This window comes from Microbacterium sp. GCS4, assembly GCF_001262495.1.
Classification (GTDB): Bacteria; Actinomycetota; Actinomycetes; order Actinomycetales; family Microbacteriaceae; genus Microbacterium.
In genome coordinates, this window is record NZ_LGYE01000002.1 from 66,828 (window position 1) to 83,062 (window position 16,235).

The 16,235-nt window shown below is 71.4% G+C and carries 13 protein-coding genes; 6 read left to right on the forward strand and 7 right to left on the reverse strand.

Going from position 1 to position 16,235, the window contains the following annotated elements; translation table 11 throughout:
- Positions 1 to 42: 42 nt before the first annotated feature.
- Together AKH00_RS18130 and AKH00_RS18135 are read right to left on the reverse strand one after the other, a co-directional pair.
- The gene (locus tag AKH00_RS18130; protein WP_050722143.1) at positions 43 to 654 is read right to left on the reverse strand and encodes a hypothetical protein; all 612 of its coding nucleotides are present in this window, start codon (positions 652 to 654) and stop codon (positions 43 to 45) included.
- 74 nt (positions 655 to 728) lie between these two features.
- Entirely contained in the window at positions 729 to 890 is a 162-nt protein-coding gene (locus AKH00_RS18135) for a hypothetical protein (protein WP_200903819.1), read from the reverse strand.
- A gap of 87 nt (positions 891 to 977) precedes the next feature.
- On the opposite strand from AKH00_RS18135, the gene AKH00_RS07565 reads away from it, so the two are divergent.
- The gene (locus AKH00_RS07565; RefSeq protein ID WP_050722144.1) at positions 978 to 1,970 is read left to right on the forward strand and encodes a GlxA family transcriptional regulator; all 993 of its coding nucleotides are present in this window, start codon (positions 978 to 980) and stop codon (positions 1,968 to 1,970) included.
- A gap of 47 nt (positions 1,971 to 2,017) precedes the next feature.
- Here the strand turns inward: AKH00_RS07565 and AKH00_RS07570 are convergent, their stop codons facing one another.
- Positions 2,018 to 2,719: an NRDE family protein gene (locus AKH00_RS07570; RefSeq protein ID WP_442922377.1), complete on the reverse strand. Its 702-nt coding sequence runs from the start codon at positions 2,717 to 2,719 to the stop codon at positions 2,018 to 2,020.
- Between the two features lie 228 nt (positions 2,720 to 2,947).
- On the opposite strand from AKH00_RS07570, the gene AKH00_RS07575 reads away from it, so the two are divergent.
- Together AKH00_RS07575 and AKH00_RS07580 are read left to right on the forward strand one after the other, a co-directional pair.
- Positions 2,948 to 3,460, forward strand: coding sequence for a nucleoside deaminase (locus AKH00_RS07575; RefSeq protein WP_235556721.1), 513 nt, complete (start codon positions 2,948 to 2,950; stop codon positions 3,458 to 3,460).
- A gap of 146 nt (positions 3,461 to 3,606) precedes the next feature.
- The gene (locus AKH00_RS07580; protein WP_082297495.1) at positions 3,607 to 5,118 is read left to right on the forward strand and encodes an NCS2 family permease; all 1,512 of its coding nucleotides are present in this window, start codon (positions 3,607 to 3,609) and stop codon (positions 5,116 to 5,118) included.
- Between the two features lie 82 nt (positions 5,119 to 5,200).
- Here AKH00_RS07580 and AKH00_RS07585 read toward each other — a convergent pair whose 3' ends face one another.
- The 4 genes from AKH00_RS07585 to AKH00_RS07600 are packed head-to-tail and all read right to left on the reverse strand — an operon-like array spanning position 5,201 to position 10,792.
- Positions 5,201 to 5,809, reverse strand: coding sequence for a nucleotidyltransferase family protein (locus AKH00_RS07585; RefSeq protein WP_050722145.1), 609 nt, complete (start codon positions 5,807 to 5,809; stop codon positions 5,201 to 5,203).
- Positions 5,806 to 8,601 (reverse strand): molybdopterin-dependent oxidoreductase, encoded by a 2,796-nt coding sequence (locus AKH00_RS07590; protein ID WP_082297496.1) that lies wholly within the window; start codon positions 8,599 to 8,601, stop codon positions 5,806 to 5,808. The genes AKH00_RS07585 and AKH00_RS07590 overlap by 4 nt, the downstream gene beginning before the upstream one ends.
- Complete coding sequence (locus AKH00_RS07595; protein WP_050722146.1) at positions 8,598 to 9,554, reverse strand: FAD binding domain-containing protein; 957 nt, start codon at positions 9,552 to 9,554, stop codon at positions 8,598 to 8,600. The genes AKH00_RS07590 and AKH00_RS07595 overlap by 4 nt, the downstream gene beginning before the upstream one ends.
- Complete coding sequence (locus AKH00_RS07600; RefSeq protein ID WP_050722147.1) at positions 9,545 to 10,792, reverse strand: XdhC family protein; 1,248 nt, start codon at positions 10,790 to 10,792, stop codon at positions 9,545 to 9,547. Before AKH00_RS07600 ends, AKH00_RS07595 begins: the two co-directional genes overlap by 10 nt.
- 215 nt (positions 10,793 to 11,007) lie before the next feature.
- Here AKH00_RS07600 and coaBC point away from each other — a divergent pair, with 215 nt between their 5' ends.
- The 3 genes from coaBC (at position 11,008) to AKH00_RS07615 (ending at position 16,171) form a co-directional block, all read left to right on the forward strand.
- The gene (gene coaBC, locus AKH00_RS07605; protein WP_050722880.1) at positions 11,008 to 12,222 is read left to right on the forward strand and encodes a bifunctional phosphopantothenoylcysteine decarboxylase/phosphopantothenate--cysteine ligase CoaBC; all 1,215 of its coding nucleotides are present in this window, start codon (positions 11,008 to 11,010) and stop codon (positions 12,220 to 12,222) included.
- A 71-nt stretch (positions 12,223 to 12,293) separates the two neighbouring features.
- Entirely contained in the window at positions 12,294 to 14,513 is a 2,220-nt protein-coding gene (locus tag AKH00_RS07610) for an ATP-dependent Clp protease ATP-binding subunit (protein ID WP_082297567.1), read from the forward strand.
- A 293-nt stretch (positions 14,514 to 14,806) separates the two neighbouring features.
- A complete protein-coding gene (locus AKH00_RS07615) occupies positions 14,807 to 16,171 on the forward strand; it encodes an 8-oxoguanine deaminase (RefSeq protein WP_050722148.1) in 1,365 nt (454 codons plus the stop codon).
- Positions 16,172 to 16,235: the final 64 nt, after the last annotated feature.

A 16,235-nucleotide genomic window follows, 5' to 3' on the forward strand; every position in this document is an offset into this window, starting at 1 on the left:
CGGGCCGCAATCCGACGTCGCGGATCAGAGCCCGATGGAGGATCAGAACCCGATGTAGTAGAACAGCGTCGACGCCCAGCCGAACAGGCGCATCGCGATCGACGCCCCGGCGATGCCGATCGCCATGGCGGCCAGCACGTGCGGCGCGGGTCGGCGGAGCGCGACGATGCCGAGCACGAGCGCCGCCGCGTTGCCGAGGAGCACGAAGACCCCGATCACCGTGCTGAGCCCGTCGGCGACCGCGTATCCTCCGCTCGAGTACAGCAGGGGGGTGAAGAACGTGACGATCAGGCCGATGCCGAGGGTGATGAGGGCGATCACGAAAGCGGTGCGGCCGAGGGTGTTGCCCGGGCCGCCTGCACCCGACGCGGCGCCCGGATATGACGGATTCTGCGGGTACGACGGATTCTGCGGGTACGGCTGTGCCTGCGGGTAGGGCTGGCCCTGCTGCGGGTACGACGGCTGGCCCTGTGCGTACGGCTGGCCCTGTGCGTACGGTTGGCCCTGTGCGTACGGCTGGCCCTGCTGCGGGTACGACGGCTGGCCCTGCTGCGGGTGCGGCGGGGCCTGCGGTGCCGGATATCCCAGGCCGGGGTCCTGCGGAGGCGCGGGAGGTGTTCCCTGGGGCTGGCCGGAGGGCTGCTGCTCGCTCATGCTGTCGAGCGTAGTCCGGTACTCCGGTGTGCAGGAGAACATCCGGTGAGGCGCCGAGGCGTCGAGGAGGTGCGTCAGCGATAGGCGTGGCCGGACTGCGCATCGTCGAGTGCGTCGCGACCGGCGACGCGGCCCCAGTCGGTCGGCTGCCGGCGATAGCCGTCCCGGCGGATTTCGACGACGGTCGCGACGACCGCCCAGAGGGAGAGGGCGAGGAGTGCGATGAGAAGGATCATGGCAGAAAAGCTACGCTCGGTCTTGATCCGCCACGAGTGGCAGATTAGACTCCGAACATCGGAAAACTGCCAAACCGGGGAGCCGCCATGGAAACCGTCGCCTGCATCGTCCAAGAGGGGTTCGCGCCCTTCGAGTTCGGGCTCGCCTGCGAGGCCTTCGGTCTCGACCGGTCGAACGACGGCGTGCCGAACTTCGACTTCCGCGTCGTCGCGCCGCATCCCGGGGCGATCCCGTCCAAGCTGGGGTACTCGCTCAACGTCGAGAACGACCTGTCCTTCGCGTACGAGGCCGACCTCGTCGTGTTCTGTCCGGTACCGCGCGAGTACTGGTCGACGATCGATCCGCTCCTGATCGAGGTCGCCCGCGACGCGGTCGCGCGCGGTGCCTGGGTCCTGACGATCTGCAGCGGGTCGTTCATCCTCGGTGCGTCCGGGGTGCTCGACGGCCGTCGCGCGACGACGCACTGGATGTACTCCGACGTCATGGCCGACATGTACCCGCAGATCGACGTCGATCCCGATGTGCTGTTCGTGCAGGACGGCCGCATCATCACGAGTGCCGGCACCGCGGCCGGCATCGACGCGTGCCTGCACCTGCTCCGTCAGGAGCTGGGCGCCGAGCTCACCAACCGCATCGCCCGGCGCATGGTCGTGCCCCCGCAGCGCGACGGCGGTCAGGCGCAGTTCATCGACCGGCCGATCCCCGTGGTCCCGAACGACTCGCTCGCCGCGGTCGCCGACTGGGCGGTGTCGCACCTCCGCGAGGACCTCGGCGTGGACCAGCTCGCAGCCCGCGCACTCATGTCGCCGCGGACCTTTGCGCGGCGGTTCAAGGCCGAGTACGGGGCGACGCCGGCGGCGTGGCTCGCCCGCCAGCGGGTGCTGCACGCGCAGCGGATGCTGGAGCGCAGCGACGTCCCGCTCGATCGCATCGCCCAGGAGTGCGGCTTCGGGTCGGCGGCCGTGCTGCGCCAGAACTTCGCGCGTGTGCTCGGTACCACGCCGACCGCCTATCGTGCCCGGTTCTCGTGCGCCGACGACCTCGAGGCGATGCCGGCGCCCGAGCCGACCGCCGCCTGAGCTGACCGCCGCCTGACCTCGCGGGGCGCCTGACCTCGCGCCCGCGATCAGTCCCAGTGCCCGGCGTGCGCGAGCGCGCGGTAGTCGAGCACGATGCCCTTCGGCGTCACGGACGCCGTGCAGTACAGCAGCGACTGGGTCGGGTAGCCGTGCGGACGGTTGTCGCGGATGATCGCCCGGTCGTCCTCCGGGTCGAGTCGCGCGGACGCGCCGAGCAGCGCGGTCCACGCCGAGGTCCAGTCGTCGAGGTCTGCGGCGGGACCCAGAGTGCGGAACTCGGGCAGCCACGTGGCGATGCGCGGGGTCGCGCCGTCGTCGAGATCGTCGTGCGCGATCATGTGGATGCCGGGTGTGATGGGAGTCTCGCGCAGGACGACGCCGTCCCAGCTGAGAACGCGGGCTCCCGCGGGGCCGACCTCGAGCAGGTTGAAGCCGTGCATCGGAAGAGCGCTCTCGGGGGACCGTCCCGAGACGGATTCGAGCACGAGTGAACCGCGGGACTGCGGCGTGCCGCCCGGGATCTCGGCCACGTCTGCGCGGTTCAGCAGGACGGCGAGCCGTCGCTCGGAGGGGTTCACGGCCAGCCACGCGCCGCCGGCCCGACGGTCGCGGATCCCGGAGATCCCGGGATACCGATCAGGCCACCAGTCGCCGGGAGCATCCCATTCGCGCTGGGGATCCTCATCGCGCACCGCGAGCAGCCGCGCGTTGCCGGCATCCTCGACGTCGATCACCACGGTGCACACCATGTCAGTCTAGGTCGGCGCCGTGTGCCGAGATTCTCGCATGTCGGAAAACTAATTTCAGATTGCACTGGACGATCCGGGATGCCCGGGGTACAGTCGGTGGTGGCTGGACGACCGATGGAGGTCGGCAGTCACGAAAGCACAACCTAGCGGTTCGACGTATATCTCGAGGCCGACCCCGGCGGGGCCGACCGGAAGCCGTATCACTGCGACGACAGCAAGGAAGCCTTCATGACCAGCATCAGCATGCCCGCGACCGACTCGCAGCCCACTCCGGCCGAGTACCTCTCCGAGGCCGTCGCCCTCGCCACCGACAACGTCCGCAATGCGGGCGGCCCGTTCGGGGCCATCGTCGTCTCCGCCGACGGCCGTGTCTTCGAGGGCGTCAACCGGGTGACGGCCAACCTCGACCCGTCCGCGCACGCCGAGGTGACCGCCATCCGCAACGCCTGCCGGGAGCTCGGCACCTTCGACCTCACCGGCGCCACGCTCTACACGAGCTGCGAGCCCTGCCCGATGTGCCTCGCCACCTCGCTCTGGGCCCGCATCGACCGGGTCTACTTCGCCGCCGACCGCCACGACGCGGCCGACGCCGGATTCGACGACGCGGTGTTCTACCGCTACTTCGAGGGCGGCCCCGACGACAGGGCGATCATGCCCGTCAGTTCGGCGAGCCTCTCCGCCGACGAACGCGTCGCGCCGTTCACCGAGTGGAACGCCACCGCCGAACGCACCGAGTACTGAGGCGACGCGCACCGACCACCGAGGCGTCGCGCACCCACCACCGACGCGACGCGCACCCACCACTGACGGCCTCGAGCCGCCAGTCGATCCGGCGAACCGGTCCTCGGCGACCCGGGAACTCCTTCCACCCCACAACACTGGAGCCGATGATGTCTTCACATGTCTTCAACGACCCCGAGACCGGCGCGGTCCCCACGCCGGCTCTCCCGCCCCTGGCCACCGGAGCGACCACCACGGTCGACGCCGAGCCCAAGAACGCCGTCGACCGCTTCTTCGAGATCACGCGTCGGGGCTCGACCTTCGCCCGCGAGATCCGCGGCGGCATCGTCACATTCGTGACCATGGCCTACATCGTGATCCTCAACCCGCTCATCCTCGGCGGCGTCGAGGACGTCGCGGGCACCGCCCTCGACGGCGCGCAGATCGGCGCGGCCACGGGCCTCACCGCCGGTGTCATGACCATCCTCTTCGGCCTCGTCGCCCGGCTGCCGTTCGCGCTCGCCGCGGGGCTGGGCATCAACTCGTTCCTCGCCGTCTCGGTCGTCGGCCAGGTCACCTGGCCCGAGGCGATGGGGCTCGTCGTCATCAACGGCATCCTCATCGTGCTGTTCGGCGCCACCGGCATCCGGACCGCGATCTTCAACGCCGTGCCCGCTCAGCTGAAGGCGGCGATCACGGTCGGCATCGGTCTCTTCATCGCCTTCATCGGCTTCGTGGACTCCGGCTTCGTCACCCGCACCGCGGGCGGCCCGCCGGTGCAGCTCGGCGACGGCGGCTCGATCACCTCGATCCCGACCCTCATCTTCCTCATCGGCCTCGTGCTCATCGGCGTGCTGGTCGCGCGCCGCGTGCCCGGCGGCATCCTGATCGGCATCGTCGCCTCCACGATCCTCGCGATCATCGCCCAGGCGATCTTCACGCTCGGATCGAGCGCCGAGGGCCCCGGCGGCTGGCACATGACGATCCCGGAGATCCCGACCGCGCTCGTGACGATCCCCGACTTCGGCCTGATCGGCCAGTTCGACCTCGTGGGCTCCTTCGGCCGCATCGGCGCGCTCGCCGCGACCATGCTCGTCTTCACCCTCGTGTTCTCGAACTTCTTCGACGCCATGGGCACCATGACCGGTCTCGCGAAGAACGCCGGCCTCGCCTACAAGGACGGCACGTTCCCGCGTCTCCGCTCGGCCTTCGTGGTCGAGGGCCTCGGGGCCGTCGCGGGCGGAGCGTCCTCGACCTCGTCGAACACCGTCTACGTCGACAGCGCCTCCGGCATCGCCGAGGGTGCGCGCACGGGGCTCGCGGCCGTCGTCGTCGGCGTGCTCTTCCTGCTCTCGATGTTCTTCACGCCGCTGACCCTCGTCGTGCCGATCGAGGTCGGCTCCGCGGCACTGGTCGTCGTCGGCGCGATGATGATGGGGCAGATCAAGGAGATCAAGTTCACGAACTTCGCGGTCGCCCTTCCCGTCTTCCTCACGATCGTGACGATGCCGCTGACCTACTCGATCGCCAATGGCATCGGCGTCGGCTTCATCACCTGGGCGCTCGTCAACGCGCTCTCCGGTCGTGCGCGCAAGGTGCACTGGTTGATGTGGATCGTGGCCGCGGGTTTCGCTCTCTACTTCGTGCGCGGGCCGATCGAGATGCTGCTCGCCGGCTGAGCCCGGTCCTCACGACGACGCCCCCTCCGGTCCGTCGGAGGGGGCGTTTCTCGTCGTGCGAGAGGAGCAGTGACCGGTGGTCTCAGCCCAGCTGCGGCCAGGCGGCGAGATCGTCGGGGATGTCGACGTCGGCGCCGGAGCCGATGTCGGCGCACTCGACGCGATCGACGAGGTGCGGATGCCGTGACATCCAGGATCGTGCGCCGGAGTCGCCCTGCGCGAGGGCTGCGGCGGCGATGAGGTCGGCGGTGTCGAAGACGACGGGGGTGCCCGCGACCCCGTGCCAGGCGGCCCTGGTCGCCCGGCCGGGCCGGTGTGCGGCCAGCAGTCGGCTCACGACCGGCTCGTTCACTCCCGGCTGGTCGACCAGCAGCACGACCACCACGTGCGGGCGGGCGGGCGCCGAGGCGAGATGACGCACCGCGGCGCGGAGGGAGGCCGACATCCCGGAGGCGGCGTCGCGCACGTAGACGGTGCTCGCGGAGGCGCAGCGGGCGCGCAGCCATCGCCTCGCCGTGCGCGCCTCGGGCCCGACCGCGACCGTGACGCTGCATCCCGCGTGCGCGGCGACCCGGGCCGCGCGGGTGACGAGCACCTCGTCGTTCCAGGGCAGCAGCGCCTTCGGGCCGCGTCCGAGCCGGGAGCCGCTCCCCGCGGCGAGCACGATCGCGTGACGGTAGAGGAGGGTCATGGCCGGGGCGGTGTCGCGTCGCGGTCGAGGATCGCGGCGTGGATGCGGTCGCGCGTGAACGGCGTGGCCGTCATCCGGATGCCGGTGGCGTCGCGGATCGCCGCCGCGAGGGCGGGCGCGACTGGATTGAAAGGGGACTCGCTCATCGATTTGGCCCCCAGTGGCCCGAGCACGTCGCTCGTGCGGGCGAAGGTGATCTCCGAGCGCGGCACATCGGCGAAGGTCGGCACGTGGTACTGGCGGAGGATGTCGGTGACGACCACGCCGCGCTCGTCGACGCGCACGTGCTCGTGCAGCGCGGCCCCGAGGGCCTGCGCGATGCCGCCCTCGATCTGCCCCCGGCACTGCTCCGGATTCACCACCACGCCCGCATCGGCCGCGTGGATCGACCGGAGGATGCGCAGCTCGCCGGTGCCCTCGTCGATCGCCACCCGGAAACCCTGCACGTTGAAGGCCACCGAGCGCGGCGTGCCGCCCCAGTAGCCGGTGGTCTCCAGGGGCGTCGCCGTGCGGATCGCGTCGGCGGCGAGGTCGCGCAGCGACACGGATGCGCCACCGTGCACCACACGGTCGCCCACGAGAAGGCACTCGTCCACCGGGGCCCCGAGCAGCTCCGCAGCTCGCGCACGCAGTCGCTCCGCGAGGGCGGTCGCCGCGGCGTGCGTCGCGCGCCCAGCGACGACCGTGCCCGTGGAGCCGAAGGCTCCGGTGTCATGGGGCACGAGAGCGGAATCGGCCTGGCGCAGCCGCACGCGACGCGTATGCGTCTGCAGCACGGTCGCCGCGATCTGCTGATGCACGGTGGAGGTGCCGTTGCCGAACTCCGCCGTGCCCACGTCGAGGGTGAAGTCGCCGTCCTCGTCGAGTCGGATCGCGGCGTGGGCGTGGTGGCCGCGGGGAGGGACGGTCGCGATCATGGCCACGGCCGCACCCTCGCCGATCCGCCACCCGGGCTCGAGCGCGGCGGCATCGGCATCCCGGTCCCTCGCCAGCGTCTCCTGCACCATCGTCACGCACTCGTCGAGGCCGTAGCTGCCGATGAGCAGATCCGGTTCCTCGTGCGCCGCGATCATCGGATCCTCGGCGCCGATGAGGTTCAGCCGGCGCAGGTCGAGCGGATCCATGCCGAGACGGCGCGCCACCTCGTCGACGGTCGACTCGATCGCGAAGATCATCTGGCTGAGGCCGTAGCCGCGGAAGGCGCCCGAGGGGATCGTGTTCGTGTAGACGACGTCGGCGTCGATCTTCTTCGCCGCCGCGCGGTACACCGCGATCGACTCGCCCACGCCGTGGAACATCACACCGGGCCCGTGGTTGCCGTACGCGCCGGTGTTCGACCGCACGTCGACGCCGATGCCGGTGATGGTGCCGTCCGCCGTCGCGCCCATGCGCACCCGGACGCGGAAGGGATGGCGCACGGTCGTGGCCGTGAGCACCTCTTTGCGCGAGAACTCGACGCGCACCGGGCGACCGGTGGCCTGCGTCGCCAGCAGCGCGAGGTCCTCGGTGAGCATCTCCTGCTTGCCGCCGAAACCGCCGCCGACCCGCGCGGCGTACACGCGCACCGCCTCCTTGTCGAGGCCGAACACGCGGGCCAGCGTCCGGCGCACGAGGAACGGCACCTGCGTGCTGCTGCGCACGACGTACCCGCCGTCCTCGTCGCGCCAGGCGATCGAGCCGTGGGTTTCGAGCGCGGTGTGCGACACGCGATGGGTGTGGAAGGTGCGCTCCTCGACGACATCGGATGCCGCGAGGGCGGCGGCGAGGTCGCCCACCTCGGAGTGCAGCTCCACGAGGACGTTGCTGTCACCGTGCAGGGTCGGCGTGTCCGGATGGTCGGCGAGCTCGGGGTCGACGTTGGCCGGCAGCACCTCGTACTCGACGTCGACGAGGCGCGCGGCGCGTTCGGCCAGACGCGGGGACTCGGCGACGACCAGGGCGACGCGCTGGCCGACGAAGCGCACGACGTCGTCGAACACGCGGGTGTCATCGGGGTCGTCCTCGACGAGCTCGTGCTGCGCCGACGAGAAGAGCGTGCGCGGGGCGTCGTCGCGCGTCAGCACCGTCACGACGCCGGGAGCCCCGAGCGCCCGCGTCGCATCGACGTGCGCGACGCGTGCGTGGGCGTGGGGGCTGCGCACGACGGCCGCGTACAGCAGCGTCCCGGGCAGCTCGGTCTCGTCGACGTCCATCGTGTACCGGACCGTGCCCGTCACGACGCCCATCGCGGCAGGCGTCCCCGTCGCATGGCCGACGCCCCCGGCGCGGTCGTCGATGTTGACGCGTCCGTGCACGGCGTCCTCGATGCTGCGGTAGCCCGTGCACCGGCAGATGTTGCCCTTGAGCGTGCGGCCGAGATCCTGTTCGGCGCCCTCCGGCATCGACGCGACCGTGCACACCATCCCCGCGGTGCAGAAGCCGCACTGGAAGCCGGCGGCCCGACGGAAGCTCTCCTGCACCGGGTGAGGATGCTCGGGGGACCCCAGTCCCTGCACCGTGACGATGTCGCGACCCGAGGCGCGGTGCGCGGGGTAGACGCAGCTGTGCACGGCCTCGCCGTCGACGATCACCGTGCAGGCGCCGCAGTCGCCGCCGTCGCACCCCTTCTTCACGCCGTACGACCCCTGGTCGCGCAGCCAGGTGCGCAGGCACTGCCCCGGCTCGGGGGACACCGCGACCGTGCGGCCGTCGAGGGTGGCGGTGGGGCCTGCGGCGGCGGTCTGGCCCACCACGTCCGCGGGGGCAGTCGCGTCGGCGGCATCCGCGGCGATGCCGATCTCGTCCGTGCTCATGCAGCTCTCCTCTCGATGCGCAGATCGCCCGTGACGCGACCTTCTGCCCGATCCACCCCGGTGGCGATCCCCGGCAGCAGCTCGGCGAGGATCTCGTCGCCGAGGCGATGGGTCATCAGACGTCGCCAAGCGGGGTCGCCATGGACGTCGTCGTACCATCGCCCCGCGGCCCGATCGACGGCGGTGCGCCATGCCCCGGCATCCGCGCGCACGGCTCCGGAGCGTCGGTCGAGTTCGGTGTCGGCCGTGAGGTCGAGCATGACGGGGCGGGCGACCGATGCCGTGACCGACAGCCGCAGCGACCGCTCGGAGGTGCGGCGCCCGATCAGCAGGGCGGCGGACCGTCCGCGCTCGGTGAGCGAGATGCGCCGGAACGCGGGCCGCTGGCGCAGGGAGGCACCTGGCACGAGGAAGCTGCGGATCAGCTCCCCGTATCCGAGGCGTGTCCTCGTGGCGCCGACGACGAGGTCGGCGACGGCGACGCGACGCCGCCGGCCGTCGGGGCGCAGGATCAGCGCGGTCGCGTCCCAGGCGGTGAGCAGGGAGATCAGGGGGCCGGCGGGCAGGGCGGTCGCGACGTTGCCGCCGACCGTGGACATGTGCCAGATCTTCCACGAGGCCACGAAGGAGTCGCACACCGGCGGGATCAGGTCGAGGCCGGGAAGGGTCGCCCGGTCGACGCCGCCGGGTCGGGGCTCGTCGGCCAGGGCGCGCAGGTCGGCGACGCGGCAGGTCGCCGCGATCTCCAGAGCGGGCTCGCCTGCGGCATCCTCGTGCCAGGTGAGCGGTCGCCAGCCGGCGCCCGTGATGTCGAGGAGGCGCCGAGGGGCCCCGCGGGTGACGTCGGTGCCGTAGGAGTAGAGGACCGTGCCTCCGGCGAGCCACGAGTCTCCGGAGCGCCACTCCCGCGGATCCGCGCACATCAGCACCTCGTCGACACTGGTCACATCCATGCCGGCACCTCCGTCGCGGTCGGGGGTGTCGTAGGCACCCGGCCGATCGTCGGCGCGGCGGCGCAGGTGCGGCCGGTGTCGTGCACGGCGCCGTCGGTGTCGCGCAGCCTCCGTGGCACCGCAGCCGACGCGCTGCGTGTGCCGCCGCTCGTCGCGAGGACGAGCTCGGCGAGGATCGACACGGCGACCTCGGCGGGGGTGCGGGCGCCGAGGTCGAGTCCGATGGGGGAGTGCAGGCGCGCGAGCAGGGCGTCGGGGATGCCGCCCGATCGCAGCTCCTGCATCCGCTTCTCGTGCGTGACGCGTGAGCCCATCGCACCGACGTACGCGACCCCAGAGCGCAGCGCCTGCTCCAGCACGGGGAGGTCGACCCGCGGGTCGTGGGTGAGCACGACCACGGCCGTGCGAGCGTCGAGGCGTCCGGCCTCCGCCTCCCGCGCGAAGTGCACGGCCGGGGGCATGAGCACCACCTCGTGCGCGCCGGGGTGGCGCGCGGACGTGGCGAACACGGGGCGTGCGTCGCACACGGTCACCCGGCGTCCGAGGAGAGCAGCGGCCTGGGCGAGCGCCACGGCGAAGTCGTTGGCCCCGTAGATGAGGAGTCGCGCGGGCGCGGCGGTCGACTCCACGAGCACCCGACGCGCGACGGGGCACTCCGGCCGGCTGCGGTCGGCGATGTCGACGACATGGGTGCCGCCGGCCTCGAGCGCGGCCCGGATGAGCGGATCCTCGGCGGCGTCCGACGCGTTCGAGGCGGCCGACGCGTTCGGGAGGAGGGCTCGCGCTCGGGAGGAGGCGTCGCCGGGCGAGGTCCTCCCGAGGCGGAGGGCTCCGCCGTTGCGGGCACTGTCGTCGAGGGGGAGGTCGCGCACCAGGCGCAGTCCGGGCTCCGGCGCGGCGAGTGCGAAGAGCAGCTCGGAGGGCAGCGTGCGCAGGGGGTGCACGAGCACGCGCACATCGCCGCCGCACAGGAGTCCGATCGAGATGCCGTCGTCGTCGGCGTACCCGAAGGAGTGCAGCTCGACCGAGCCGGACTCCAGGCAGCCGAGGGCGGCGTCGACGACCGCGCCCTCCACGCATCCCCCCGAGATCGAGCCGATGGTCCGCCCGTCGTCGCGCACCGCCATGGAGGTGCCGGGCGGCCGCGGCACGGAGCCGGAGACCTCGACGATCGTGGCGATCGCCCAGCGGTCGGGATCGGCCAGGCACTCGGCGTAGTCGTGGATGCGGTCGAGCATGTGGGGAACCTCCCGGGTCGCAACCGCGGCGTCTTCGCCGCGGGATGCCCGGTAGATGGTTCACAGTGGTAACCCGCCTAGGCCTGGGTCGAGTGTAGGACAACCCTCCGAGCATGTCCATAGCGCGGAGATGAGATTCCGCGATGCGAATGTTTGGACGCGATCCGTGCGAGGACCGCGACCCGCGCGATCGGATGCTGGGGCAGAATCGAACCGTGAACATCGTCGTCGGAGTCACGGGTGGAATAGCCGCGTACAAGACAGTGCACCTGGTGCGGCTGCTCACGAAGAGCGGACACGAGGTGACCGTCGTTCCGACCGAGGACGCGCTGCGCTTCGTCGGCACGCCCACGTGGGAGGCGCTGAGCCGGCACCCGGTGACGACCAGCGTGCACGACGACGTCGCGCGCGTGCGGCACGTCGCCCTCGGGCAGAACGCCGACCTCGTGATCGTGGCCCCGGCGACCGCGAACACGATCGCGAAGATCACGGCCGGCATCGCCGACGACCTGCTCGGCACGACACTGCTCGCGACCGAGGCGCCCGTGCTGCTCGCACCGGCCATGCACGCCGAGATGTGGCGCAACGCCGCGACCCAGGCGAACATCGCGACTCTCGTCGCGCGCGGCATCCACCTGATCGGACCCGCCGACGGCGAGCTCGCCGGCGGCGACAGCGGCCCCGGACGCATGGTCGAGCCCGAGCAGATCGCCGAGGCCGCGCACGCCCTTCTCGCCCCTCAGGACCTCGCGGGACTCCGGGTCGTGGTGTCGGCGGGCGGCACGCGCGAGCCGATCGACCCCGTGCGCTTCCTCGGCAACCGGTCGAGCGGTCGGCAGGGGGCCGCGCTCGCCTCGGAGGCCGCCGCCCGCGGTGCCGCCGTGACCCTCGTCGCCGCACACGTCTCGGCCGACGTGCTCGCCGAGACGCGGCATCCGTCCCTCGTGGTGGAGCCGGTCGGGACGGCGGCGGAGCTCGCCGACGTCATGAAGCGCGTCGCGGTCGAGGCCGACGTGATCGTCATGGCGGCTGCCGTGGCCGACTACCGCCCGGCGGAGGTCGCCGCGCAGAAGCTCACGAAGGAAGCCGGTCCGCTCACGCGCATCGACCTCGTCGAGAACGGGGATGTGGTCGCCGCGCTCGCCGCCGCCCGGAGTGCCGGCTCGGCACCCGCGGGGCAGACCATCGTCGCCTTCGCCGCCGAGACGCTGCCGGACCCCGCCGAGCGCCTGGAGCGTGCGCGTCGCAAACGCGAGCGCAAGGGCGTCGACCTGCTCGCCGTGAACCTCGTGGATGCCGAGCGCGGCTTCGAGTCGGCCGAGAATGCGGTCGAGGTCGTGGGGGAGGGCGGCGCGGTCGTGGCCTCCGCCGCGGGCAGTAAGCGCGAGGTCGCGCAGGCGATCCTGGACGCCGTCGCCGCCGTGCGCTAAACTTGAGTCATCTCCACTCAACTTTCTGGCGAGTGGCCATCGACGACAAGGAGTCTCCTCAGGAGGAACAGATGCCAGGCCCACAGAGCACCGCGCAGAACGACGACCAGCAGTCCGCCCTCGAGCAGTTCGGGATCAACCTCACCGACCGCGCCCGCCAGGGCAAGCTCGACCCCGTGATCGGCCGCGACAGCGAGATCCGACGCGTGAGCCAGGTGCTCACCCGACGCACCAAGAACAACCCCGTGCTGATCGGCGAGCCCGGCGTCGGCAAGACCGCCGTCGTCGAAGGCCTCGCACAGCGCATCGTCGCGGGTGACGTCGCCGAGTCCCTCAAGGACAAGGAGCTCGTGTCGCTCGACATCTCCGCGCTCGTCGCCGGTGCCATGTACCGCGGGCAGTTCGAGGAGCGCCTCAAGAGCGTGCTCAAGGAGATCACCGAGTCCGACGGTCGCATCATCACCTTCATCGACGAGTTGCACGTGCTCATGGGCGCGGGTGGCGGCGAGGGGTCCGTCGCGGCGTCGAACATGCTCAAGCCCATGCTCGCCCGCGGGGAGCTGCGCCTGATCGGCGCCACCACGCTCAACGAGTACCGCGAGTTCATCGAGAAGGATGCCGCACTCGAGCGTCGCTTCCAGCAGGTGTACGTGGGCGAGCCGACCGTCGAGGACACGATCGCGATCCTTCGCGGGCTCAAGGGCCGCTACGAGGCGCACCACGGGGTCACGATCTCCGACAGTGCGCTCGTCGCCGCGGCCGCGCTCTCCAACCGCTACCTGCCGGCGCGGCAGCTTCCCGACAAGGCGATCGACCTGATCGACGAGTCGATGTCGCGTCTCAAGATGGAGATCGACTCCTCACCCGTCGAGATCGACCAGCTCAAGCGCCAGGTCGACCGCATGAAGCTCGAGGAGCTCGCGCTCAAGCGCGAGAAGGACGCCGCCTCGAAGGAGCGTCTCGGCGCGCTGCGCGAGCAGCTCGTCGGCCTCGAGGCGCAACTCGCCGAGCTCGAAGCGCGGTGGGCGCGCGAGCGGCAGGGCCTCAACCGCGTGGGCGAGCTCAAGAAGCAGCTCGACGACGCCGTCACGCAGCGCGACCTCGCGATGCGCGAGGCCGACTACACGCGCGCCTCGAAGCTCGAGTACGAGACGATCAAGCGCCTCGAGCGCGACATCGCCGAGGCAGAGCAGGCCGAGGCCGCAGCATCCGACGAGCCCCGCATGGTCAACGAGCAGGTCACCGACGAGGACATCGCCGCCGTGATCGCCGCGTGGACCGGCATCCCCGTCGGACGTCTGCTGCAGGGCGAGAGCGAGCGCCTGCTGCACCTGGAGTCCGAGCTCGGGCGACGTCTGATCGGGCAGAAGGATGCCGTGAAGGCCGTGTCGGATGCCGTGCGCCGCTCCCGCGCGGGCATCAGCGACCCCGGCCGCCCGACCGGATCGTTCCTGTTCCTCGGCCCGACCGGTGTCGGCAAGACCGAGCTCGCGAAGGCGCTCGCGGACTTCCTGTTCGACGACGAGCGCGCCATGGTGCGCATCGACATGTCGGAGTACGGCGAGAAGCACTCGGTCTCGCGGCTCGTCGGCGCCCCTCCCGGGTACGTCGGCTATGAGCAGGGCGGCCAGCTGACCGAGGCCGTGCGGCGCCGTCCGTACAGCGTCGTGCTGCTCGACGAGGTCGAGAAGGCGCACCCCGAGGTCTTCGACGTGCTGCTGCAGGTGCTCGACGACGGTCGGCTGACCGACGGGCAGGGGCGGACGGTCGACTTCTCGAACGTCATCCTCATCCTCACCTCGAACCTCGGGTCGCCGATCCTCATCGATCCGACGCTCGCGCCCGACGAGAAGCGCGAGCAGGTCATGGCGCTCGTGCGGCAGGCGTTCCGACCGGAGTTCCTCAACCGTCTCGACGACATCGTGATGTTCCAGGCGCTCAGCGAGGACGACCTCGCGCAGATCGTCGAGCTCTCGGTCGACCAGCTGCACGAGCGGCTGCGCGATCGTCGGCTGTCTCTCGCGGTCACCCCGGATGCGCGGTCGTGGCTCGCCGAGCGCGGATACGACCCGGTGTTCGGCGCCCGCCCGCTGCGGCGTCTCATCCAGACCGAGGTGCAGAACAAGCTCGCGACCGCGCTGCTCTCGGGCGGCGTGCATGACGGCGACACCGTGCGCGTCGACGTCGCGGCCGACGGCACGGCGCTCGTGCTGACCGCGACGAGTCCGGACCCCGAGCGTCCTGACGACGAGGGCGACGACGTGGTCGAGGCCGAGCTCCTCGACGACTGACGCCGACGCCCCTGCTGGCTGCCGACGCCCCTCCTGATACGCGTGAATCAGGAGGGGCGTCGGCGCTCAGGAGGGGCGTCGTCGCTGACGACGGACGTCAGCGCTCCCGACGCATTCTGAGATACGGAAAGAATCACCCGGCATTCGGAATCCCACCTTGACGATCTGACCGGGATGCTGGTAAACCTGATGGCACCCCGGCGACGGGGATCCTGGATCAGCAGACAGGACAACACTGAGCTGGCCCCTTCGGGGCCGGCCCGCGGCTCCGTTCGTACCGATGGAGCCACGCCATGTCCTCGACTGCCCGCCTCTGGGTGAAGAATCCCCTCGGCATCCACACCGGAACCGACGCCGACGCCGGCGGCGGCATCGTGATCGCCGACGGCCGCATCGCGGAGATCGTGCCCCGCGGAGCGACCCCTGCACAGCCCGTCGAGGAGACCGTCGACGCGTCGCGGCACGTCGTCATCCCCGGCCTGATCAACACGCATCACCACTTCTACCAGACGCTCACCCGCGCCTGGACGCCCGTCGTGAGCGCGGAGCTCTTCCCTTGGCTCAAGGGGCTGTACGGCGTCTGGGCCGGTCTCACCCCGCGCGATCTCGAGCTCGCGACGACCGTGGCGCTCGCCGAGCTGCTGCTCTCGGGCTGCACGACCGCCGCCGACCACCACTACCTGTTCCCCCAGGGGCTCGACGATGCGATCGACGTGCAGGTCGACGTCGTGCGCCGGCTCGGGATGCGGGCGACGCTCACCCGAGGGTCGATGTCGCTCGGCGAGGACGACGGCGGCCTGCCCCCGCAGAGCACGGTGCAGGACGCCGACGTGATCCTCGCCGACAGCGAGCGGCTCATCGGGGCGTATCACGAGCGCGGCGACGGCGCGCAGGTGCAGATCGGCCTCGCGCCCTGCTCGCCGTTCTCCGTCACCACGGGGCTCATGCGCGACACCGCCGCCCTGGCCGAGAACCTCGACGTGCGCCTGCACACCCACCTCGCCGAGACGCTCGACGAGGAGGACTTCTGCCGCGAGACCTTCGGCCTCCGCACAGTCGACTATCTCGAGAGCGTCGGCTGGCTGTCGGACCGCACCTGGCTGGCGCACGGCATCCACTTCGACGATGCGGAGATCACGCGCCTCGGCGCCGCAGGGACGGCGGTGTCGCACTGCGCGACGTCGAACATGCGGCTCGCCTCCGGGATCGCCCGCACGCTCGAACTCGAGCAGGCCGGCGCGCCCGTCGGCCTCGGCGTCGACGGCTCGGCCTCGAACGACGGATCGAACATGATCCAGGAGGTGCGCCAGGCGCTCTACCTGCAGCGTCTGCGCTACGGCGCCGCCGCGGTGACTCCGGAGCGGGCGCTGGACTGGGCGACCGCCGGATCGGCGCGCGCCCTCGGTCGCGACGACATCGGCGTGCTCGAGGTGGGGCGGCAGGCCGACCTCGCGATGTTCACACTCGACGGGCTGCGCTTCTCGGGCAGCCACGATCCGGTGGCCGCGCTGCTCCTGTGCGGCGCCGAACGCGCCGACCGGGTCATGGTCGCGGGCTCCTGGCGCGTGCTCGACGGGCAGATCGTCGGGCTCGACGTCGATCGCCTGATCGCCCATCACAGCGAGGCCGCCCGCGGCCTGCTCGCCGGACACGGCTGACCCGCACCCGCACGACCGACCACGACCAGCACCCCCACCCCGCACGACACCACCCACGACGAAG